Origin of the sequence: Antrihabitans spumae (genome assembly GCF_043944905.1) — a bacterium.
Classification (GTDB): domain Bacteria; phylum Actinomycetota; class Actinomycetes; order Mycobacteriales; family Mycobacteriaceae; genus Antrihabitans; species Antrihabitans spumae.
In genome coordinates this window covers 34,638-55,948 of sequence record NZ_JBIMSN010000059.1, presented here as the reverse complement: position 1 = coordinate 55,948, position 21,311 = coordinate 34,638, and the positions used below count along the sequence as shown (strand labels likewise).

At 64.1% G+C, this 21,311-nt stretch carries 20 protein-coding genes; 15 read left to right on the top strand and 5 right to left on the bottom strand.

The genetic code is table 11. The annotated features are described in order from the left end of the window. Positions 1-107: 107 nt before the first annotated feature. Together ACHIRB_RS14140 and ACHIRB_RS14135 are read left to right on the top strand one after the other, a co-directional pair. The gene (locus ACHIRB_RS14140) at positions 108-728 is read left to right on the top strand and encodes a hypothetical protein (RefSeq protein ID WP_395119032.1); all 621 of its coding nucleotides are present in this window, start codon (positions 108-110) and stop codon (positions 726-728) included. A gap of 162 nt (positions 729-890) precedes the next feature. Next, complete coding sequence (locus ACHIRB_RS14135; RefSeq protein ID WP_395127718.1) at positions 891-1,541, top strand: hypothetical protein; 651 nt, start codon at positions 891-893, stop codon at positions 1,539-1,541. Between the two features lie 15 nt (positions 1,542-1,556). Here the strand turns inward: ACHIRB_RS14135 and ACHIRB_RS14130 are convergent, their stop codons facing one another. Next, positions 1,557-2,399, bottom strand: a complete 843-nt coding sequence (locus ACHIRB_RS14130; RefSeq protein ID WP_395119028.1) for an alpha/beta fold hydrolase — start codon at positions 2,397-2,399, stop codon at positions 1,557-1,559. A gap of 18 nt (positions 2,400-2,417) precedes the next feature. Here ACHIRB_RS14130 and ACHIRB_RS14125 point away from each other — a divergent pair, with 18 nt between their 5' ends. The 9 genes from ACHIRB_RS14125 (at position 2,418) to ACHIRB_RS14085 (ending at position 13,411) form a co-directional block, all read left to right on the top strand. Continuing rightward, positions 2,418-3,626 (top strand): CaiB/BaiF CoA transferase family protein, encoded by a 1,209-nt coding sequence (locus ACHIRB_RS14125; protein ID WP_395119026.1) that lies wholly within the window; start codon positions 2,418-2,420, stop codon positions 3,624-3,626. A gap of 2 nt (positions 3,627-3,628) precedes the next feature. After that, entirely contained in the window at positions 3,629-4,534 is a 906-nt protein-coding gene (locus tag ACHIRB_RS14120) for a hydroxymethylglutaryl-CoA lyase (protein WP_395125025.1), read from the top strand. 197 nt (positions 4,535-4,731) lie between these two features. Continuing rightward, complete coding sequence (locus ACHIRB_RS14115) at positions 4,732-6,090, top strand: ammonium transporter (RefSeq protein ID WP_395119022.1); 1,359 nt, start codon at positions 4,732-4,734, stop codon at positions 6,088-6,090. A gap of 6 nt (positions 6,091-6,096) precedes the next feature. Next, a complete protein-coding gene (locus ACHIRB_RS14110) occupies positions 6,097-6,435 on the top strand; it encodes a P-II family nitrogen regulator (RefSeq protein ID WP_199707561.1) in 339 nt (112 codons plus the stop codon). Next, entirely contained in the window at positions 6,425-8,962 is a 2,538-nt protein-coding gene (locus ACHIRB_RS14105) for a [protein-PII] uridylyltransferase (RefSeq protein WP_395125026.1), read from the top strand. Before ACHIRB_RS14110 ends, ACHIRB_RS14105 begins: the two co-directional genes overlap by 11 nt. A gap of 84 nt (positions 8,963-9,046) precedes the next feature. Continuing rightward, entirely contained in the window at positions 9,047-10,606 is a 1,560-nt protein-coding gene (ffh, locus tag ACHIRB_RS14100) for a signal recognition particle protein (RefSeq protein ID WP_199707557.1), read from the top strand. A 2-nt stretch (positions 10,607-10,608) separates the two neighbouring features. Further along, positions 10,609-11,706 (top strand): amidohydrolase family protein, encoded by a 1,098-nt coding sequence (locus ACHIRB_RS14095; RefSeq protein WP_395125027.1) that lies wholly within the window; start codon positions 10,609-10,611, stop codon positions 11,704-11,706. Beyond that, positions 11,703-12,401 (top strand): CPBP family intramembrane glutamic endopeptidase, encoded by a 699-nt coding sequence (locus ACHIRB_RS14090; RefSeq protein WP_395125028.1) that lies wholly within the window; start codon positions 11,703-11,705, stop codon positions 12,399-12,401. Before ACHIRB_RS14095 ends, ACHIRB_RS14090 begins: the two co-directional genes overlap by 4 nt. Positions 12,402-12,430: 29 nt before the next feature. Further along, entirely contained in the window at positions 12,431-13,411 is a 981-nt protein-coding gene (locus tag ACHIRB_RS14085) for an LLM class F420-dependent oxidoreductase (RefSeq protein WP_395125029.1), read from the top strand. A gap of 12 nt (positions 13,412-13,423) precedes the next feature. Here the strand turns inward: ACHIRB_RS14085 and ACHIRB_RS14080 are convergent, their stop codons facing one another. The 4 genes from ACHIRB_RS14080 to ACHIRB_RS14065 form a co-directional block, all read right to left on the bottom strand. Next, positions 13,424-14,005, bottom strand: coding sequence for a maleylpyruvate isomerase family mycothiol-dependent enzyme (locus ACHIRB_RS14080; protein WP_395127717.1), 582 nt, complete (start codon positions 14,003-14,005; stop codon positions 13,424-13,426). Positions 14,006-14,040: 35 nt separating this feature from the next. Continuing rightward, positions 14,041-15,084, bottom strand: a complete 1,044-nt coding sequence (locus ACHIRB_RS14075) for a beta-ketoacyl-ACP synthase III (protein WP_395119006.1) — start codon at positions 15,082-15,084, stop codon at positions 14,041-14,043. A gap of 153 nt (positions 15,085-15,237) precedes the next feature. Continuing rightward, a complete protein-coding gene (locus ACHIRB_RS14070) occupies positions 15,238-15,954 on the bottom strand; it encodes a response regulator (RefSeq protein WP_395125031.1) in 717 nt (238 codons plus the stop codon). Further along, positions 15,951-17,618 (bottom strand): sensor histidine kinase, encoded by a 1,668-nt coding sequence (locus ACHIRB_RS14065; RefSeq protein WP_395125032.1) that lies wholly within the window; start codon positions 17,616-17,618, stop codon positions 15,951-15,953. The genes ACHIRB_RS14070 and ACHIRB_RS14065 overlap by 4 nt, the downstream gene beginning before the upstream one ends. A gap of 124 nt (positions 17,619-17,742) precedes the next feature. Here ACHIRB_RS14065 and ACHIRB_RS14060 point away from each other — a divergent pair, with 124 nt between their 5' ends. From ACHIRB_RS14060 to ACHIRB_RS14045, 4 genes are read left to right on the top strand one after another with little or no spacing between them, the layout of a single operon-like run. Continuing rightward, the gene (locus ACHIRB_RS14060) at positions 17,743-18,723 is read left to right on the top strand and encodes a Bug family tripartite tricarboxylate transporter substrate binding protein (RefSeq protein WP_395119002.1); all 981 of its coding nucleotides are present in this window, start codon (positions 17,743-17,745) and stop codon (positions 18,721-18,723) included. Further along, positions 18,720-19,283 carry a tripartite tricarboxylate transporter TctB family protein gene (locus tag ACHIRB_RS14055; RefSeq protein ID WP_395125033.1) on the top strand — a complete coding sequence of 188 codons (564 nt, stop codon included), beginning with the start codon at positions 18,720-18,722 and terminating at the stop codon, positions 19,281-19,283. Before ACHIRB_RS14060 ends, ACHIRB_RS14055 begins: the two co-directional genes overlap by 4 nt. Before the next feature lies 1 nt (position 19,284). After that, the gene (locus ACHIRB_RS14050; RefSeq protein WP_395118998.1) at positions 19,285-20,820 is read left to right on the top strand and encodes a tripartite tricarboxylate transporter permease; all 1,536 of its coding nucleotides are present in this window, start codon (positions 19,285-19,287) and stop codon (positions 20,818-20,820) included. Further along, positions 20,817-21,200 carry a universal stress protein gene (locus ACHIRB_RS14045; RefSeq protein WP_395118996.1) on the top strand — a complete coding sequence of 128 codons (384 nt, stop codon included), beginning with the start codon at positions 20,817-20,819 and terminating at the stop codon, positions 21,198-21,200. The genes ACHIRB_RS14050 and ACHIRB_RS14045 overlap by 4 nt, the downstream gene beginning before the upstream one ends. The last annotated feature ends 111 nt before the right edge of the window (positions 21,201-21,311 follow it).

The following is a 21,311-nucleotide window of genomic DNA, read 5'->3' as shown; positions in this document are numbered from 1 at the left end:
GCTGGCGCAGCGGTTGTAGCGTGGCGTAAAGTCCGGTGCCCCGACGGCGACGACATGCCAGGCGGGTGCGGTTGTCGCGTACACGATGGCGTGGAACGAGGTGAACGATGGCGAGACTAACCCACGCCGAATTCGCCGCGAACGTCCTCGCCGCATCAGCGTCGCCGAAACGCATCGGCAAGGTCATCTCGCACATCCTCGGCGATCGAATCGAGATCGGACCGCTGCGGGTCGGGCCAGGGGGAGTCGGCTCTGCAACCGCGATAGGCGTGCCGGGTCTGGTCGAGGCGTATTGCTGCAAGGACCTGGAATGGGACATCGCGCTCGCGGTCCCCGTGCACCTCAGTGTGCGGGTGAACCTGGCCGGCGCGATCGCGCGCTACGCGATCGCCGTCAGGGTGCAGACGCGAATCCGTTTGGTGCCGGAGGAGCCGTGCACCGTCGTCGTCGACATCGAAGAGGTACACCGCGACAACATTGCAGCCAGAGTTAATCCTCGCGGCATGCCGTCTCGACTTGTCGGCAAGGTCGGCAACATCAATGTCGTTGTCGCCGATCATGTTCTGGCCTACATCAACGAACTTTTCGCCAGCCCGCCGATCGTCGCACTACGGCGCATCGATGTCGCACAGATGATGGAACGCGCATGGGACGCCGGACTCGTCGTCGACATGTCGGTGTCGAGGAGTCTGTTGGCACCTGCTCCCATCACCGACCGGGCAGGCTGAGCCTCGCGATTCGCCACACGGTGCGACGGTTCGGCGGATTGCCCACACTTCGACCCACTCGACTGGTTAGCTCGGACCTGCACGTGCCGTTTCGACGTGACACTCGTCGAATCACAACTCGTCACAACAAAAGGGGAGAGCTATATGGGTCGCCTTCATGTAATGCGAAAACTGACCGGCGTTGTCGCCGCAGCCGCCGCCGCAGCACTCGTATTCGCAGGACCGGCAAGTAGCGCGCCGACCGTCGGTGAGGACATCGACTGGAACGCCGCCGCACTCCAACTGCGCGACATCGCGCGCGAATCCGGCAACGCAGACGCGTTGGCAGCGATGAATCGTCTCGTCGAAGCGCCGAAGCAGTTCGCGCCGCAGGACTTCGCGCGCCAGGATGCCGCCCTGCCCGCGCAGCCGTTCCAGATCCCGGCGTTCTCGGACACCGGACGTATGGATCCCGCGTCGGGTCAGCTCTACGGCTCCGGCATCGCTCTCGGTGTCGATGGTTTCCGCTTCGGATTCTTCGGCGGACCCGGCACCATCTCGCCGAACCAGGGTGGGGCCAAGCTGGAGGTCATCTGGCTGAACCTGCTCAGCGGTCGTAGCGGTACCGAGGTGCTCAACGAACACCTCGACGTTCCCGTCGACACGACGATCAGGACGCGCGCCCTCAATCCCGGTGGCGGACCGATCGTCGCGGCCGTCTACGGATCGCTGTGGCATCGCTGGTCGGTACCCGTCAGCGACCAGTACCCCGACGGCTTCAAATACGTGAAGAGCAGCATCTTCTGGCCGTCGATGGGGTCGGTACTCGGCTGAGTCTCCTCGCTGTTCTCAACTGTTCAAAGAGCCGAGAAATTGCTCGAGCGCCGGGTTGACCTGGTCGGCGTGGGTCATGTTGGACGAGTGTCCGCCACCCTCGACGACCACCAACTCGGCGTTCGGCAGTTCGGCCGCGTACTTCTGCGCGATCGATAGCTCTATCGAGGCATCGTTCGAGCCGTGGACGACAAGGGTCGGCGCGGTGATTTCGGCCAGTCGTGGTGTGACGTCGTTCTCGCGGCTCACGAGCGTCGTGTAGGTTTGTCGCACGGTCGTGGTGTCGAGGTCGCGCCACTTCTGTTGCCAGGCAGGCGTGTCCGCGAAGCCAGGTCCGATGATGATTGCCGCGACTATCTCCGCGAGCTGATCGGTCATGCCAACGGCGGTCCAACCGTCGAGCAACTGGTTGTACGCGGCGACCTTTTCCGGATCCTCGACACCGGGTTGGCTGTCCATGAGAACGAGTGCGCGGACCCGCTCGGGTGCGGTCAGCGTGGCCCGCAGTGAGAGAAAACCACCCTGCGACATACCTGCCAGAACGGCGCGTTCGATGCCGAGATGATCGAGCAGTCCGAACAGATCGGCCGCGCTGTCCCAATAGGTGAACGCCGCCGACGACGTCTCGGTTCGGCCATGGCCACGTTCGTCCCAGCGAATACAGCGCCAGTTGCCGGAGAGTGCCGCAACCTGCGCATCGAACATCGTGTGGTCCATGAGGAACCCGTGGGAGAAGATGATCGGATCTCCGGAACCGGAATCCTCGTAGTAGAGCCGCTGACCATTGACTTCGGCGTAGGGCATTGCGGTTACTCCTTCGATCGGCGACGCTGCCGCCGCCGACCATACGCCTGTCATCGACTAGCGTTTCTGCTTGTGAGCGAAACCGTGTCAGGACCGCTTTCCGGTGTCCGTGTGATCGAGATGGGCCAGCTGATAGCGGGTCCGTTCGTGGGAAGTCGGCTCGCCGATTTCGGTGCCGAAGTTCTCAAGGTAGAGCCGCCGGGCAAGGGCGATCCGATGCGTAATTGGGGCCGCTCGTTCGAGGGCAACAGTCTGTGGTGGTCGGTGATCGGCCGCAACAAGAAGTCGATCGGCATCGACCTCGCGACCGACGAGGGACGCGACCTCGTCCGTGGACTCGTTGCGGAGGCAGACGCCGTCGTCGAAAATTTTCGGCCAGGAACGCTCGAGAAGTGGGGCCTCGGCCCGGCGGAGCTGCACGAGATCAACCCGAAGCTGGTGATCGTCCGCATCTCGGGTTTCGGCCAGACCGGTCCGTACGCGACCCGGCCGGGTTTCGCGAGCGTCGGCGAAGCGATGGGCGGACTCCGCTACATCAACGGGTTCCCCGGTCAGGTGCCGCCGCGCAGCGGTATCTCGCTCGGTGACACGCTCGCAGCACTGTTCGCTCTCGAAGGTCTGCTGATGGCGTTGTACTGGCGTGATGCGAAAGGTGGCACCGGCCAGGTCGTCGACGCGTCGATATTGGAAAGCTGTTTCGCGATGCTCGAGTCGACGCTGCCGGAGTACGACAAGCTCGGCATCGTCCGCGAGCCGATGGGCACAGGGCTGAAGAGTCTCGCACCGTCGAACGTCTATCCGACCAAAGAAGGCCGCAGCCTCATCATCGCCGCGAACGCGGATCCGCTCTTTCGCCGCCTCACCCAGGCGATGGGGTCGCCGGAACTCGCCGGCGATCCACGCTTCTCGACCCACGTCGCACGTGGCCAGAACTCCGACGAACTCGACGACCTCATCGCGCAATGGTCGGCGACCTTGGATTTCGGCGACCTCACCGCCGTCCTCGACGCACACTCGGTCGTCTGGGGACCGATCAATTCCATCGCCGACGTGGTCGCCGATCCCCAGGTCGAGGCGCGGGAGATGATCGTCCGCAAACAGGACCCGAGGTTCGGCGACCTCGCCGTGCCGGGTGTCGTCCCGAAACTGTCGCAGACGCCAGGCGCTATCGCGTGGCTCGGCAGGCAGACGCCCGGCGAGGACAACACAGCCGTCTACACCGAGGTGCTCGGACTTTCCGCCGAACGGCAGCATGAGCTTGCCGACAAGAACATCATCTGATCATGTCGGTACTACGAGTGTGCGAAGTCGGTCCGCGCGACGGCCTGCAGAACCAGACCCGGCATTTCTCTGTCGACGAACGCATCGAGTTGATCGATCGCCTGACCGGAACGACCCCTGCCGCGGTCGAAGCGGTGAGCTTCGTCAACGATCGCAGGGTGCCGCGAATGGCAGGTGCGGAAGAGATCCTCGATCGGATCGCCAGGCCGTCCGGTGTCGATATCGCAGCACTGGTACTGAACGGTCGCGGCGTGACCCGTGCACTCGAGTGCGAACTCGACGAGATTCGGTTCGCGGTCTCGGCGACCGACGCGTTCAATCTGCGCAACGTCAACGCACCCGTTTCCGCAACGGTCGACGACTTTCGAGCCAGCGCACGCGCGATTCGTGATCGCGACATCCGCCTCACCGCGATCATCGCGGTTGCGTTCGGTTGCCCTTTCTCGGGTGTGGTGGCTGCCGATGCGGTGATCGAGCTTGCCGGTGAGCTCGCGGCGGCGGGGGCCGAGGAGATCCTGCTCGCCGACACGATCGGGTGCGGCGTTCCGAGCCAGGTGTCGGTTCTGCTTGCAGGTGTCGCACAGGTGGCACCCGGTATTCCGCTCGGCGTGCACCTGCACAACACCCGCAATACCGGCTACGCAAATGCCGTCGCTGCTGTGTCGGCGGGCGCGACGACCTTGGATTCGTCGGTCGGTGGGCTCGGCGGGTGTCCGTTCGCTCCCAACGCGACAGGCAACATCGCGACCGAAGATCTGTGTTTCATGCTGCGCAACATGGGGATCGAAACCGGTGTGCGGCTGCCTGCGTTACTCGACGTCGTCGGTTGGCTCGGAAAGGTCGTGCCGGACGAGATCACCGGCCAATTGGCTAGGGCAGGGCTGTTTCCCGAGGTGGCCGGCGAGTAGCTGACGCGGTCGAGGTGACGGATTCTCACGGGAGTACCTGCTTGCATTTGCGCAGGAAGAAACCTCATGGCAACACAGACCCGTGATGCGTTCACGGGCGTGAAACATCCCAGCGTCATACCTGAAACACCGAGTGAGCACTCTTCTCTCCAGGTCGTCAGTCGGAATTGGCTGGGCTATGAAGGAGGAGACACAAGGTGGATGGATTCCCATTAACCGGCGCGCCCGACGCCGGCGACACAGCATGGATGTTGGCTAGCGCCGCGCTCGTGCTGCTCATGACCCCAGGGTTGGCGTTCTTCTACGGCGGCATGGTCCGCGCCAAGAGCGTCCTGAACATGATCATGATGAGCATCAGTGCCATGGGCATCGTGACGGTGCTCTGGGTGCTCTACGGCTTCTCGATCGCGTTCGGCAACGACAAGGCAAATCTGTTCGGTGACCCGACCCAGTACTTCGGTCTGAAGTCGGTATTCGGTGGCACCGACCAGGGCAACGTGCTTCCGGACGTCGACACGAGTGTGCCGCTGTTCGGCACGATTCCACTCTCGGTGTTCGTCGCATTCCAGCTGATGTTCGCCATCATCACCGTCGCGCTGATCTCGGGCGCAGTCGCCGACCGCATGAAGTTCAGCGCTTGGCTGGTGTTTGCAGGCGTCTGGGCAACCTTCGTCTACTTCCCGGTCGCGCACTGGGTGTTCGCCTTCAACGGCTACACCGGTGAAAACGGCGGCTGGATCGCGAACAAACTGAAGGCTATCGACTTCGCAGGTGGTACAGCGGTCCACATCAACGCTGGTGCAGCGGGTCTTGTGCTCGCCCTTGTGCTCGGCAAGCGGGCAGGCTGGCCGCGTACGCCGTTCCGGCCGCACAACCTGCCGTTCGTCATGCTCGGTGCCGGTCTGCTGTGGTTCGGCTGGTACGGCTTCAACGCTGGTTCGGCTGTCGGCTCGACTGCCGCAGCGGGCAACACCTTCCTGACCACGACGATTGCCACCGCAACCGCCATGATCGCCTGGTTGGTCGTTGAGAAGATCCGTGACGGCAAGCCGACGTCGCTCGGTGCAGCCTCGGGTGTCGTTGCAGGCCTCGTCGCCATCACGCCGTCGTGCTCCTCGGTCAATGCTCTCGGTGCTATCGCAATCGGTGCAACCGCAGGTGTCCTGTGTGCACTCGCCGTCGGACTCAAGTACAAGTTCGGCTTCGACGATTCGCTCGACGTCGTCGGTGTCCACCTCGTCGGCGGCATCGTCGGCACCTTGATGGTCGGCCTGGTTGCCGCCCCTGAGTCCTACGCCGGAATCAAGGGTCTGTTCTACGGTGGCGGAATCGAGCAGCTCAAGCTGCAGGCTGTTGGCGCGGGCGCCGTTCTTGCCTACTCGCTCGTTGCGACTGCAATCATCGCTTACATCATCAAGTTCACGATCGGCCTGCGCGCAAGCGAAGAGGACGAAGCGGTGGGCCTGGATGAATCCGACCACGCAGAGACGGCATACGATTTCGCTGCAATGGGTGGAAGCTCTGCAATTGGCCACGCGACCCGCAAGGAGGTATGAGCGAAAATGAAGCTGATCACTGCAATTGTCAAACCGTTCACGCTCGAAGACGTCAAGACCGGACTCGAGCAGGCGGGCGTGCTCGGCATGACCGTGAGCGAAGTACAGGGCTACGGACGCCAGAAGGGTCACACCGAGGTTTACCGCGGTGCGGAATACTCGGTGGACTTCGTTCCCAAGGTCCGGGTGGAGGTCGTCGTCGACGACGCCGCCGTGGACAAGGTCGTCGAGGTGATCGTCGAGGCATCCCGCACCGGCAAGATCGGTGACGGCAAGGTCTGGGTCACCCCGGTCGAAGCGATCATTCGAGTTCGTACCGGTGAACGTGGCGCGGATGCGCTCTGACCCACAAGGGTCGCGGAACAGCGGCCCCGTTCCTGCCGGGAAACCGGCGGGCGCGGGGCCGCTCGCATCTAGCGGGTCGGCGGGAGGTGCGAAGCAGGGACCCGAAGCTGCCGCCGATCTGGTCCGCGCCAGAAAGCAATTGCTCGACGGAGGCGGTACTCGCAATCGGCGGCTCGATGCTCACGCCCTGCGTCAAGCACTCGTCGATCTGCACGAATTCTGGCTGACGACAAAGGCAGCCGAACTCGGCATCAGGTCCGACACCGGCTTCGCGGTTGTCGCGGTCGGTGGGTTGGCTCGTCGTGAGATGTTGCCGTATTCCGACCTCGATCTGATTCTGCTGCACGACGATGTCGATCCGAAGCGGGTCTCCGAAGTCGCGGATCAGCTGTGGTATCCGCTGTGGGACGCGCACATCAAACTGGACCACAGTGTGCGGACGGTGCCGCAGGCGCTGCAGGTTGCGGGTTCGGATCTGACGGCAGCGCTCGGTATGCTCGAAGCTCGGCACATCGTCGGCGACGAGGATCTCTCCAATCTGCTGATCGGCGGTGTACGACGGGAATGGCGTACCGGTATCCGCACGCGCTTCGACGAATTGGTTGCGCAGACCCAATCGCGTTGGTCGCGTAGCGGCGAGATCGCACATCGCGCCGAACCCGATCTCAAGAACGGTCGCGGTGGTCTTCGGGACGTGCAGTTGCTCGATGCTCTCGCGATCGCGCAACTGACCGACGCGATGCCCGGTCTCGGGCCGGAGGCGCCGGGAGGCGGCCTCGAACAATCGCATCGACGACTGTTGGACGTCCGCACCGAACTGCATCGCGTCGCAGGACGTGCCCGCGACCAACTGCGAGCACAGGACGCCGACGAGATCGGTGCGGCGCTACGGATCGGCGACCGGTTCGATCTTGCTCGCACGCTGAGTGATTCGGCTCGGACCGTCAGCTATTCGGTCGATGTCGGTCTGCGTACTGCCGCCGCCGCCATACCGCGACGCGGGTTCTCTCGCCTTCGGCGCGTACCTGTGCGCCGACCACTCGATGAGGGAGTGGTCGAGCACGGTGGTGAGGTTGTGCTCGCACGCGATGCCAGGCCGAAGAAGGATCCCGGGCTGATTCTTCGGGTGGCAGCGGCGTCGGCGCAGACCGAGATGCCCATGTCGGCAACGACATTGAACCGCCTGTCCGAAGGCGCACCCGAGTTGCGTGAACCGTGGCCGAAGGAAGCGCTCAACGATCTGCTCGTGCTGCTCGACACAGGCAAGAGCGCGGCCGCCGTGATCGAGGCACTCGACCGCACCGGGCTGTGGGGTCGACTCCTTCCCGAGTGGGGCGCAATTCGCGATCTACCACCCCGAGATGCCGTTCATACCTGGACGGTCGACCGTCACCTCGTCGAAACCGTTGCCTACGCAAGCGGTTTCACGACCAGGGTGGCGCGACCGGACATTCTCGTCCTTGCCGCGCTACTACACGACATCGGCAAGGGGCGCGGCGGCGACCACAGTGTCGTCGGTGCCGACCTCGCGGTTCAGATCGGAAACCGCTTGGGGCTGTGGCCATCCGACGTCGCGCTGCTGAGTTCGATCGTCCGGTACCACCTGCTGCTGCCGGAAACCGCGACCCGTCGCGATCTGGAAGATCCGCTGACCGTGCAGACCGTCGTCGACGCGCTCGACGGCGACACCATGCTGTTGGAACTCCTGCACGCTCTCGCCGAAGCCGATTCTCTCGCAACAGGACCCGGCGTGTGGGGGGACTGGAAGTCGTCCTTGATCGGCGAACTGGTCCGCCGGTGCAGGCTGGTCATGGCAGGTGAGCCGTTGCCACAGCCCGATCCCATCGATCCGGACCACATCGCTCGCGCCGCGAACGGTGGCGTGTTCGTCGAACTGCAACCCGAGGGCGGCCAGCACACCTACATCGTCACCGTCATCGCACCCGACGAGCCCGGTCTGCTTTCGGATGCCGCGGGTGTTCTCGCGATGAATTCGCTGCGTGTCCTGTCGGCCTCGGTCGGCAGTCACGCCGGGTCGGCGATCAACACCTTCGTCGTGTCACCGAAGTTCGGCACACCGCCTGCCGCGGGTCTGATCAGGCAGGAACTGATCAGGGCGATTGCGGGCGACCTCGATCTGATCGCGCTGCTGGACAAGAAGGAGAAGGACGCCATTGCGGCCGCTCCGGTACGCGTCGGCGACGAAGGGGTGCCGACGACAGCGTTCGCGCAGGCGCCGCCGAAGATCATCTGGTTCGACGCAACGGAGGACGGGGAGGTCATCGTCGAGCTGCGTGCCGAGGACCGCGTGGGGCTGCTGTGCCGTTTGGCTCGGGTACTCGAGCTCGAGGGCGCCGACGTTCGCTGGGCAAAGGTGTCGACGCTGGGTTCGGTTGTCGTCGACTCGTTCTGTCTCGCACTCAGAGACGGGGACAGCTCTGCGAATCGCGAACGGATCGAAGCGGGCATCCTGGGGGTTGTTCCCATGATCCGGCCGCCCAAGCCCGTAGAAGAACAGACCACCTGAGGCGGCGACGGTCGTCGGTGTAGTCCTCACGCACTAGGCTGGTCTCCGACGTGTACCCATAGCCCATGATCAGGAGCGCGATCGGTGTTCGAATCCCTTTCCGACCGGTTGACCGGTGCGCTGAAGGACCTGCGCGGCAAAGGCCGCCTTTCCCCAGCCGACATCGATGCGACGTGTCGTGAGATCAGGCTTGCTCTGCTCGATGCCGACGTCGCGCTGCCCGTCGTGCGCAGCTTCATCGCCAAGATCAAAGAGCGCGCAAAGGGCCACGAGGTGTCCGGTGCGCTCAACCCGGCGCAGCAGGTCGTCAAGATCGTCAACGAGGAGCTCGTCGGGATCCTCGGTGGCGAGACCAGGCGGCTGACCTTCGCGAAGACGCCTCCAACGGTCGTGATGCTTGCAGGTCTGCAGGGTTCGGGTAAGACGACCCTCGCGGGCAAGCTGGCCAAGTGGCTCAAGGATCAGGGTCACACGCCGCTCCTCGTCGCGTGCGACCTGCAGCGCCCCGGCGCGGTAAGCCAGCTGCAGATCGTCGGTGAACGTGCCGGCGCGGCTGTGTTCGCACCGCATCCGGGCACGTCGATCGGCGGCGGCGACAACGCGCTCGGCATCACGGCGGCCGATCCTGTCGAGGTTGCGAAGGCAGGCATCGCCGAGGCGCGAAACAAGCAGTACGACGTCGTCATCGTCGATACCGCCGGTCGTCTCGGTATCGATGCCGAATTGATGAACCAGGCCATCGGCATTCGCGACGCTGTGCAGCCCGACGAGACGTTGTTCGTACTCGACGCGATGATCGGTCAGGACGCTGTCAGCACGGCCGAGGCCTTCCGCGACGGCGTCGGATTCACGGGTGTCGTGCTCACCAAGCTCGACGGTGACGCCCGCGGTGGTGCTGCGCTGAGCGTGCGCGAGGTGACCGGTCAGCCGATCATGTTCGCGTCCACCGGCGAGAAGCTCGAAGACTTCGACGTCTTCCACCCCGACCGGATGGCCAGCCGGATCCTCGGCATGGGCGATGTGCTGACGCTGATCGAGCAGGCCGAGTCGGTCTACGACGAGCAGCAGGCGATCGATGCTGCCGAGAAGATCAGTTCGGGCCAGCTGACGCTCGAGGACTTCCTCGACCAGATGATGGCGATCCGCAAGATGGGTCCGATCGGCAATCTGCTCGCCATGATGCCTGGCGCAGGTCAGATGAAAGAGGCGTTGTCGCAGGTCGACGACAAGCAGCTCGACCGCGTACAGGCGATCATCCGCGGCATGACGAAGGCCGAGCGCGACAATCCGAAGATCATCAACGCGTCGCGACGACTCCGGATCGCGAACGGTTCCGGTGTGAAGGTGTCCGAGGTCAACCAGCTTGTGGATCGCTTCTTCGAAGCGCGCAAGATGATGGCGTCGATGGGCCGACAGATGGGGCTACCCGGTGCGCGCCGCGGGCAGTCACAACGCGGCAAGAAGGGTAAGAAGGGCAAGGGTCGTGGCCCGACTCCGCCGAAGGTGCGGGGTGGGATGCCCGGCATGCCAGGTGGATTGCCTGCCGGTATGCCTGATCTGAGTGGCATGCCGAAGGGCCTCGATCAATTGCCGCCGGGCCTGGAAGGCTTCGACCTCTCACAGTTCAAGCTGCCCAAGAAGTAGCGATGGACGGCGCGCTCCATCTGCGCGGGACCGGGCTACCCGACGAACAACCGGTCGAGTTGTGGATTCACGACGGTGTCGTCTCGTTCGAGCCGGTCGCCGACGCGCACACGGTGACGAACTCGGGCTGGATATTGCCCGGCCTCGTGGACGCGCACTGTCACGTCGGCATCAAGTACAACGGCGGGCACGAGGACACTGCCGGTGCGATCGCGCAGGCCGAGACAGAACGCGATGTCGGAGCGCTGCTGCTGCGTGACGCAGGCTCGCCCATCGACACCCGCTTCATAGACGACCTGGAAGACCTGCCGAAGATCATCAGGGCAGGCCGTCACATCGCGACGCCCAAGCGGTACATCCCCGGCCTCGCGGTGGATCTCGAAGACCCCGCTCAGCTGCCGGAAGCTGTTGCGCAACAGGCGATGTTGGGCGACGGCTGGGTGAAGCTGGTCGGCGATTGGATCGATCGCTCGGTCGGCGATCTGCGTCCGCTGTGGGACGACGACATCCTGCGTGACTCGATTGCCGCGGCGCACCGGCACGGCGCTCGGGTGACCGCGCACGTGTTCGGCGAGGACGCCCTGCCCGGGTTGATCGCAGCCGGAATCGACTGCATCGAACACGGCACCGGACTCACCGACGAGACCATCGAGATGATGGTCGACGGTGGCGTCGCACTCGTGCCGACGCTCATCAACATCGAGACGTTCCCGGCCATTGCCGATTCCGCCTCCAAATATCCGGTGTACGCACGGCACATGCGTGATCTGCACGCCAAGGTCGCCGACACGGTCGGCCGCGCACACGATGCCGGGGTACCGATCTATGCGGGCACCGATGCAGGTGGCTCGATCGTGCACGGACGGATCGCCGACGAGGTCGCAGCACTCGTCAAGGTCGGGTTGTCGCCGACCGACGCGCTCGGTGCTGCCTGCTGGGATGCGCGAACCTGGCTCGGGCGTCAGGGCATCGAGGCGGGTGCTCCTGCCGATCTGCTTGTCTACGAACATGATCCGAGAACGGGTCCCGATGTGCTTTCTGCTCCCGATGCGGTGATCCTGCGCGGTCGGCTCGTGACTGTGCGCGGCTCGGTCGGGTGAGTTCACCGGCCCGGCGCTGGGGTCTGCCCGCGGCGGCGCTTGTGCTCGCAGTCAACGCGGTAGGTTTCGTCGTCGCAGCCATGCTGATCGACGAACAGACAGCCGCGACGTTCTTCGTCGCACTCACCGTGCCGACGATGGTTGCTGCACTGCTTGCGGTCGCGATCACCGTGTTCCGCGGCAACGGCCCTGTCACCGATTTCGGATTGCCGACGACCCTGCGGGAGGCGGGCGCGCAACTGCGCGCCGGTCTCGTCTGGGGCGCCGCGTCGGTGCTTGGCGGCCTGGCCATCGTCGTCGTTCTGCTTGCCCTCTCAGGGACGACCGAGGAGTCGCCACTCACCGAGATCGGGCTGCCCAGTGGCTGGAAAGTCGCTGTTGCACTCTGGGTTTGGCTCCTCGCACCGCTGGGGGAGGAGCTGATGTTCCGCGGCATGCTGTGGGGAGCGCTCGAAAAACGATCGATGTCCGCCGGGTGGACGCGCGTGCTCGGAAGTCCGTGGGTCACGCTCGCGATCACCGCCGCGCTGTTCGCCGCCTGGCACGGCGAGTGGTGGCGCTACATCGTGCTGCTGTGGGGCGGCGTCGCCATCGGGATGGCACGGCTGCGGACCGGCAGCGTGTTCGCGTCGTGGACCGCACATTCGATGAACAATCTGCTACCGGCGATATCGGTGCTGTTCCTTCCTGCGTAGCTAGGTCGCTCGGCGTACTGTCGTTTTACGTGAGCATTCGACTCGGCTATCAGATGCCGAACTTCAGTTACTCGAATTCAGTCGCCGACCTGTTCCCGACTGTGATTGCCCAAGCGCGCGAAGCCGAGTCCGCCGGATTCGACACCGCGTTCGTCATGGACCACTTCTATCAACTCCCCGGTATCGGCGAGCCCGACGAGCCGATGCTCGAGGCGTACACGGCGCTCGGTGCGCTCGCCACGGCGACACAGTCGATCCAGCTGTCGACCCTCGTCACCGGCAACACCTATCGAAATCCGCCGATGCTGGCCAAAACGGTATCGACACTCGACGTCGTCAGCGGTGGTCGTGCCGTGCTCGGTATCGGCGCAGGGTGGTTCGAGCTCGAGCACCGCCAATTCGGTTACGAGTTCGGCACTTTCACCGAGCGCTTCGAGAAACTCGACGAAGCGCTGCAGATCATCGTTCCGATGCTGCACGGCGAGAGGCCGACGTTCGACGGCAAGTGGTACCACGTCGAATCGGCGATCAACGAGCCCCGCATCCGCAACGACATCCCGGTACTGCTCGGCGGTGGCGGTGAGAAGAAGACGTTCGGGCTCGCCGCCCGGTTCGCCGATCATCTCAACATCATCTGCAACGCTTCCGAGTTGCCGCGGAAGATGGACGCGTTGATGCAACGGTGCGACGAGGCAGGCCGCGAGCGGTCGACGCTGGAGACGAGCTTCCTTGCGTTTGTCATGATCGACGAAAGTGGCGATCGCGCGCGGGAACTGCAGCGCGAATTCCTTCGTGCGCGTGGTGTCGACATCGACACGCTGTCCGCGGAGAAGCGTGCGGAACTGACCGATCGTCAGTTCGTCGGCGATCCGGACGACGTCGCCGAACAACTGCAGGACCGAGTATTGCGCCAAGGTATCGACGGACTTGTCATCAACCTCGTCACCAACGGTCACGAGCCGGGCATCGTCGAACTCGCTGGTAAGACGTTGGCGCCGCTCGTGGCATAGGCGGCGTGCTGCCTAACGGAATTCGAGCTCGGATTCGATGCCGCGGCGTCCGGCCATCCACAGGGCGAGCGCCTCGGTGGTGCCGTGGACCTCGGGTCCGCGCCCCCATGGCTCGCCGCCCGGCGTCGTCGGAATCACCCTGTTACGCATCGGCTTTGCGTTCAGGTACCGCCATGCCTTGCCTTCGCGGAAGATGGCTGCGGCCGACTCGGCGGGCACGTCGTGTGGCTTGCCGAGGCCACGGAGCACGCCCTGGTGATGCATCGCGCAATCGCCCGCGTATAGCCATGCCATCATCCGGCCGTCGATACTCGGCTTGTCGGCCGCCGCCCAACCCTGGGCGGTCAGTTCGGCACGGCTCAGTTCGTGGCTGCCGCGAACCATCGCCGCGTTGCCACGACTGATGGTCAGACCGCTCGGCTTGAGGTAGTTCGAAAGCTTGTCGGTACCGACGATGTGCGCCAACACATCTCGTGGCGTCCACCCGTCGCAGAGGGTCGTGCCGTTCTCGAACTCGTCGTCGGTCAGCGACTCGATCGTCGTCATGAAGCGTGTACGTTCGCGACGCAGATCGTCCTCGTTGGGGAACTTCATCGTTCCGGCTCCTCGCTCTCGAGACTGCTCTCGATTTACTCGGCGGTGATCTTCGGCAACCGCAGGACGTGACCCGCGTAGGCGAGGCCCGCACCGAACGCCATCACGAGCGCAACATCACCGGGCTTGGCCTGACCGGATCGCAGTACTTCCTCGATCGCGAGGGGAATCGACGCCGCCGACGTGTTTCCGGTTTCGACGATGTCCTTGGCGACGACGCAGTCTTCGCGCAACTTCAGCACGCGGGTCAACGCCTGCGTGATGCGCAGGTTCGCCTGGTGCGGAATGAACACGTCGATGTCGTCCATGGTCAGTCCGGCGCGGTCGACGGCCGAGCGGCAGGCCTGCTCGAGGAAGGTCGCGGCCCAGCGGAACACCTTCGTGCCCTGCATTCGGATGTACGGACGAACCGACGTCGTTCCCGCAGCTTCCGCGGCCGCAACCTCGTCGAAGTACGTTCCGAAATCCTTGTCCTGCCAGATGGCTTCCCACTGGCTGCCGTCCGAGCCCCAGGAGACCGGGCCGATGCCCTCGACGTCGGACGGCCCGACGACCGCGGCGCCCGCACCGTCGGCGAAGATGAACGCCGTCGTCCGGTCGGCCCGATCGAGCAGGTCGGACAATCGCTCCACGCCGACAACAAGTACGTATTTCGCTGTACCGCCGCGGATCAATCCGTTGGCGATGGTCAGGCCGTAGCAAAAGCCAGAGCAACCGGCGCCGACGTCGAAACCGGCTGTGTCGGCCATTCCGAGCAGCGTGGCGACCTGGGGACCCGCCGCGGGACCGAGGACGAGGCGCGACGACGTCGAGACGATGACAGCGCCGATCTGATCGGCGGTGATGCCACTTGCGGCGAGCGCGTCCTTGCTGGCCGCGACACTCATGCCGATGATGGACTCGTCCTCGCCTGCGAAGCGGCGTGCCTTGATGCCGGAGCGCGTCTGAATCCACTCGTCGCTCGAGTCGATCGCGTCGACAACCTCGGAGTTCGGAACCAGGCGCTCAGGGCGGTACACACCGAGTCCGAGGATCGCGGTGTGTTCGACGCTTTGCAGCGTTGCGATTGGCGCGGTCATGTCTGTTTCTCCTCGCGTGCTTCGATGCAGCCCGGTTGCAACCGGCACCCGCACACTACCCGGCCGGGGTAGGGCGCTTTGCGCCTCGTGCGTCTTTTCGGAGGTCCGGACCACCGAAAAGACGCACGAGCGGCGTGGTCGCCGCATGCCGCCTCAGTTGTCGGGGACGCGATATCGGCGTTCGGGTCGGCCGGCGCGGCCGTACTGCAGTCGAATTTCGACGGCACCGGTCGTGAGGTAGTACTCCAGATAACGTCGCGCACTCACCCTGGACAGACCGACGAGGTCGGCACACTCGGTCGACGACAGTTCGCCGCCGGTGCGCAGGGTTTCGAGCACGAGCTTGCCGGTTTCCGCGCTGAGTCCCTTGGGGAGTTGCGATTTCGAATGGTCGACCGACGACACGGTGGTGCCTGCGGGTTTGCCTGTGCTGCCGAACAGCGAGTCGATCAGCGACTGGTCTGCACCGGAGTCGGAGCCGAGTGCGCGAGCTCTGGCAGCGAAGGCACGCAGTTTGTCCTGCAACTGCACGAATTCGAACGGTTTGATCAGATAGTCGGCCGCGCCGCCGTGCAATGCCCCGCGAACGGTGTCGATCTCGCGTGCCGCCGTGATCATGATGACGCCGACGGGGTTGCCGTCGGCACGTAGGCGACGGAGGACGTCGAGGCCGGACATGTCCGGCAGATAGACATCGAGCAAGACGAGATCGGGCTGTTCCGACGCGATGGCCGCAAGTGCCTCGGCACCGTTGCGCGCGACTGCGACGACCGCGAAACCGTCGACCTTGGCGACGAAGCGTCGGTGGATCTCGGCGACCATGAAGTCGTCGTCCACGACGAGCACGTCGAATGTCTCGCGCGCGGTCATAGTTGCGCAGTGTAGGTAGGCACCGGTGCCGGTGGGGGCGAGTCGGGCAGCGTGACCGCGGCGCGAGGAAGGCGGACCGTGAACATCGCTCCGCCACCCGGGCCGTCGGAGATCGTCACCGTCCCGCCGTACTGGGCGCTGACCAGTCGCACCAGGGCAAGTCCGATACCGCGTCCGCCGGGTACGTCGGGCTTGGACGTCACACCCCGCGCGAACACGGCCGCGCGGAGATTCTCGGGAATGCCTGGCCCGGTGTCTGCGACGGTGAGTTCCAGACCGTCGGTGTCGTCGATTCCGATCGTGACCCGTGCGTCCGCACTGTTCTCGGACACGTCGACGGCGTTGTCGATCAGGTTGCCGAGCAGCGTGATCACGTCCGTCGACAAGGCAGGGTCGAGCGCCCGCAGGTGTGCGGTCGGGTCGAGTCGAAGGGCGACACCGGTTTCGGCGGCAAGCGAGGTCTTTGCGATCAGCAGTGCCGCGACGGCTGGATCGGAGATGCGTTGGGTGACTGCGTCGCTGATCGCCGCACGGCGTCGGGTCAACGTCCCGACGAATTCTGTCACCGAGTCGAACTCGCCGAGTTGAGCGAGCCCGGAAATCGTGTGCAGCTGATTGGCGAACTCGTGGGTCTGTGCGCGAAGCGTGTCGGTCACGCTCTTGTGCGATGTCAATTGGCTTTGCATGGAGGCGAGTTCGGTGCTGTCGCGCATGGTCGTCACCATGCCGATCTGCTTGCCCTGACTCGTCGCGGCCCGGCGATTCAAGGCTAGAACCTTTGTCGGCGTTGCGATCACGACATCGCGTTCGTCGTCGTCCGACAGCAGGAAGGCGCGGACCGTAGGGTCGAGTTCGGCTGCGGCCAAAGGCTTTCCGACGGCGGCGGGAGTCAAGCCGAGAAGTTCCTGCGCGCTGTCGTTGAGTACCGTGACGACGCCGTCGTTGTTCACGGCGACGACGCCCTCACGAATGCTGTGCAACAGCGCTTCTCGATGTTCGGCAAGACTTGCGATCTCGGCGATCTCGAGGCCACGTGTGCTCTTCTTGATCCGTCGTGCCAGCAACCACGAGCCGATGGAGCCCAGTGCGGCACCGAGACCGAGGTAGAGGACGAGCCGTTCGCCGGCACCGCTGAACAGCGTCCACAGCGACGGATACTTCTCGCTTACCGCAACCACTGCGATCACATCGCCGTCCGAGGTCAGGATCGGGACGTGCGCGGCCAATGAATGACGTGCGTCGATGTCGACGTCCCCGAACCACGCTCGACCGAGCAGCACGTCGCTCGAACCGAGTCCGACTGTGGTTCCGACCCGCAAAGGGTCCGACGACACTTCGACTCGACCGTCGGCGCCGATGATCTCGGCGAGGCTCGCACCCGACAAACCCACCGCCCGATCGACTTCCGGCGCGAGAGTGCTTGCGACGAACGGGTCACGGGCAGCGCCTGGCTCCGCCGGATACCGGTCCCGCACGATGGGAGTGGACGCGACGTTCTCGGCGACGGCGATCATGCGCTGGCCTCGGACGTCGCGAAACTCCTTCGTGGACTGGGTAACCGAGATCGCAGCGACGGCCACGAGCACAACGGCAACTACGACCAGCTGAAACAGCAGGAACTGGCCGGCGAGACTGCGTCCGCTACGAGAAACCGATGACCACAATGTCCAATACTTCCGTTGCGTTCGTAAGCGTGACGTAGGTCACGTATCGGCCCAGTATTGCTGAGGATCTCCACCCGAGCGAAATCGGATCAGCGAAATGGAACCTCCGAAATGAGAGACGACGATGTCGAAACGTAAAGCCCTCTCCGGGCTGATAGCGGCGCTGGTGGCGCTACTCGTAGTTGGTTGCGGGGTGACCCGCGGCGATGACGACCAAGGTTTGCATCGGCTCCGAATGATGGTGCCGAACAGTCCTGGCGGTGGTTACGACCTCACCGCCCGTACGGGCGTCAAGATCATGGAAGACCAGGACATCACCGGCCGCGTCGAGGTATTCAACGTGCTCGGCGCCGGTGGCACCGTCGCGATGGCCAGGTTGATGAACGAAGAAGGCAACGACGACCTCATGATGATGATGGGGCTCGGCGTCGTCGGCGCGGTCTACACGAACGGTTCGTCCGCGCGGGTCTCCGATGCGACCGCGCTCGCCAAGGTCGTCGAGGAGCAGGAAGGAATTCTCGTACCGGCAGATTCACCGTTCGAGACGATCGACGATTTCATCGCTGCGTGGCGTGCGAACCCAGCTGACATCACGATCGGCGGCGGATCGTCTCCAGGCGGTCCCGATCATCTCTTCCCGATGGAGACCGCACGCGCTGTCGGAGTCGATCCGAAGTCGGTCAACTTCGTCTCCTACGACGGCGGCGGCGACCTGCTGACCGCATTGCTCGGCAAGAAGATCGCCGCGGGCACATCGGGTCTCGGTGAATACGTAGACCAGATCGAGGCGGGAACCGTTCGGGTGCTCGCGGTGTCCGGTGACAAGCGTGTCGAAGGGATCGACGCGCCGACGCTCACCGAGTCCGGTATCGACCTCGTCTTCACCAACTGGCGTGGAGTGCTCGCACCGCCCGGAATCTCGGACGAGGCGCGTGACGCCATGGTCGAGGCGCTGCAGCAACTGCACGACACCCAGGAATGGCGGGACGCGCTCGTCAAGAACGGGTGGACGGACGCATTTATGACAGGAGCCGACTTCGAGCAGTTCCTGAAAGACCAGGACGAACGTGTGTCGTCGACACTGACCGAATTGGGGCTGGTATGACCGCCACGACAGATCGACCCGACGGCGGTGACCTCGGCCCGGAAGACGCAACGTCGAAACAGTCACCGCAGCCGCAGAAGAACGACTGGGCGCAGTTCATCGTGTGCGCAGTCCTCGTGGTGGTCGGAGCGTTCCTCATCTTCGACGCACTCACCCTCGCAGGTGGTTTCGCGAAAGTGGACCCAGTCGGTCCCAAGCTCTTTCCGCTCGTCGTCGGTAGCGGATTGCTGCTCTGCGCGGTGATTCTCGCGATCGCCATCACGCGTGGATCGAAAGGCGAAGCCGACGAAGGTGAGGACATCGATCCGGACTCGCCGGGGGACTGGAAGACCGTCGGAATGCTGGTCGGACTCTTCGTCGCCACCATCGCACTCGTCGACTTTCTCGGCTGGGCAATCACCGGAGGAATGCTGTTCGCCGGTGCAGCAACTGTTTTGGGAAGCCGGCACTACGTCCGCAACATCGTGATCGGTGGCGTGCTATCGGTCGTCAGCTTCTACGCGTTCTACTCTGGGCTCGGAATCCCGCTGCCCGCAGGCATTTTGGACGGGATCCTCTGACATGAACAACTTCGACTGGCTCCTGCAGGGCTTCGAACAGGCGGCAACGCCGATGAACCTGCTCTATGCGGTGATCGGCGTGCTGCTCGGCACGGCGGTCGGCGTGCTGCCGGGCATCGGTCCGGCAATGACGGTGGCACTCCTGTTACCGATCACCTACAACGTAAGTCCGAGTGCAGCTTTCATCATGTTCGCCGGCATCTACTACGGCGGCATGTACGGCGGCTCCACGACCTCGATATTGCTGAACACACCAGGCGAATCGTCCTCGGTGATCACGGCGATCGAGGGCAACAAGATGGCGAAAGCAGGTAGGGCCGCCCAAGCCCTTGCGACGGCGGCGATCGGGTCGTTCGTGGCGGGAACGATCGGTACTGTGCTGCTGGTTCTCTTCGCTCCGGTCGTTTCCAAGTTCGCCGTAACCCTTGGCGCGCCTTCCTATCTCGCGATCATGCTGCTCGCACTGGTAGCCGTCACCGCCGTTCTCGGTTCGTCGAAGCTGCGCGGTGCGATCTCGCTGTTCCTCGGTCTCGCGATCGGCTTGGTCGGCATCGATTTCCTCACCGGCCAGCCTCGCGCGACGTTCGGCATACCGCAGCTCTCCGACGGCATCGACATCGTCGTCGTCGCTGTCGCCGTCTTCGCGCTCGGTGAAGCACTGTGGGTCGCAGCGCATTTGCGTCGTCGTCCCGCGGACGTGATTCCGGTCGGTCGGCCGTGGATGGGCAAAGCGGACTGGAAGCGTTCGTGGAAGCCGTGGCTGCGGGGGACAGCGTACGGATTCCCGTTCGGCGCACTGCCTGCCGGTGGTGCCGAACTGCCGACCTTCCTGTCCTACATAACCGAGAAGAGGTTGTCCAAGCACAAGGACGAATTCGGAAAGGGCGCCATCGAAGGTGTTGCCGGTCCCGAAGCCGCGAACAACGCTTCGGCCGCAGGCACTCTGGTGCCGATGCTCTCGCTCGGTCTGCCGACCAACGCAACGGCGGCGGTCATGCTCACGGCGTTCGTCTCCTACGGCATCCAGCCCGGACCGACGCTGTTCGAAAAGGAGCCGCTGCTGATCTGGACGTTGATCGCGAGCCTGTTCATCGGTAACTTCCTGCTGCTCGTCCTCAACCTCCCGTTGGCGCCGCTGTGGGCGAAGTTGCTGCGCACGCCGCGGCCGTACCTCTACGCGGGCATCCTGTTCTTCGCCACGCTCGGTGCCTTCGCTGTGAACCTGCAGTGGCTCGACCTGGCGTTGCTGCTGCTCTTCGGACTGATGGGTCTGATGATGCGACGCTTCGGACTGCCCGTCCTGCCGCTGATCATCGGAGTCATTCTCGGACCGCGCATCGAACGTCAGCTACGCCAGAGTCTGCAGTTGGGCGGCGGCGAGTGGAGTGGCTTGTTCAACGAGCCGGTCGCCATCGGCGTCTACGTCCTGATCGCGATCATGTTGCTTGCACCGCTGATCATGCGTGCACTGCACAAAACCGAACCCGAGCTCGTCCATGTTCCCGACACCGACACCCGAAAGAAGGAAAACGCATGATCGTCATCGGATACTCGGCCGACGAATTCGGCGACGCAGCCCTGGAGCACGGAATAGCAGAGGCAAAGGTGCGCGGCGCGAACGTTCTCGTCGTCAACTCGACGAAAGGTGACGCACTCGCCGACCCGGCGTTCGCGCCGAGCGGTCAGGTGCGAGACCTCGAGGAATTGCTCGCGTCGAGCGGCGTGCCCTACGAGCTGACGCAGCTCGTCGGCGTTGACGTCGTCGACTCTCTGTTGGACGCGATGGAAAAACCGGAGGCAGAGTTGCTGGTGATAGGGATCCGGCATCGCACTCCGGTCGGGAAACTGCTGCTGGGAAGCCATTCGCAGCAGTTGATTCTGCGGTGCCCGAAGCCGGTGTTGGCTGTCAAACCGTAGAGGCGGCTACGCCGCTCGTGAGTCTTTTCGGTGGTCCCGCCCTCCGAAAAGACTCACGAGCAGCCTGCTGCCTTTGGTTCGTGCGAGGCCGTCTGGCACAATGGACAGCTG

Bases quoted from the DNA above. Each gene is read 5' to 3' on its own strand.
- ACHIRB_RS14135 (WP_395127718.1), top strand. From the start codon at position 891: ATGCGAAAACTGACCGGCGTTGTCGCCGCAGCCGCCGCCGCAGCACTC.
- ACHIRB_RS14110 (WP_199707561.1), top strand. From the start codon at position 6,097: ATGAAGCTGATCACTGCAATTGTCAAACCGTTCACGCTCGAAGACGTC.
- ACHIRB_RS14050 (WP_395118998.1), top strand. From the start codon at position 19,285: ATGAACAACTTCGACTGGCTCCTGCAGGGCTTCGAACAGGCGGCAACG.
- ACHIRB_RS14105 (WP_395125026.1), top strand. From the start codon at position 6,425: ATGCGCTCTGACCCACAAGGGTCGCGGAACAGCGGCCCCGTTCCTGCC.
- ACHIRB_RS14070 (WP_395125031.1), bottom strand. From the start codon at position 15,954: ATGACCGCGCGCGAGACATTCGACGTGCTCGTCGTGGACGACGACTTC.
- ACHIRB_RS14060 (WP_395119002.1), top strand. From the start codon at position 17,743: ATGTCGAAACGTAAAGCCCTCTCCGGGCTGATAGCGGCGCTGGTGGCG.
- ACHIRB_RS14045 (WP_395118996.1), top strand. From the start codon at position 20,817: ATGATCGTCATCGGATACTCGGCCGACGAATTCGGCGACGCAGCCCTG.
- ACHIRB_RS14095 (WP_395125027.1), top strand. From the start codon at position 10,609: ATGGACGGCGCGCTCCATCTGCGCGGGACCGGGCTACCCGACGAACAA.
- ACHIRB_RS14130 (WP_395119028.1), bottom strand. From the start codon at position 2,399: ATGACAGGCGTATGGTCGGCGGCGGCAGCGTCGCCGATCGAAGGAGTA.
- ACHIRB_RS14055 (WP_395125033.1), top strand. From the start codon at position 18,720: ATGACCGCCACGACAGATCGACCCGACGGCGGTGACCTCGGCCCGGAA.
- ACHIRB_RS14120 (WP_395125025.1), top strand. From the start codon at position 3,629: ATGTCGGTACTACGAGTGTGCGAAGTCGGTCCGCGCGACGGCCTGCAG.
- ACHIRB_RS14080 (WP_395127717.1), bottom strand. From the start codon at position 14,005: ATGAAGTTCCCCAACGAGGACGATCTGCGTCGCGAACGTACACGCTTC.
- ACHIRB_RS14075 (WP_395119006.1), bottom strand. From the start codon at position 15,084: ATGACCGCGCCAATCGCAACGCTGCAAAGCGTCGAACACACCGCGATC.
- ACHIRB_RS14140 (WP_395119032.1), top strand. From the start codon at position 108: ATGGCGAGACTAACCCACGCCGAATTCGCCGCGAACGTCCTCGCCGCA.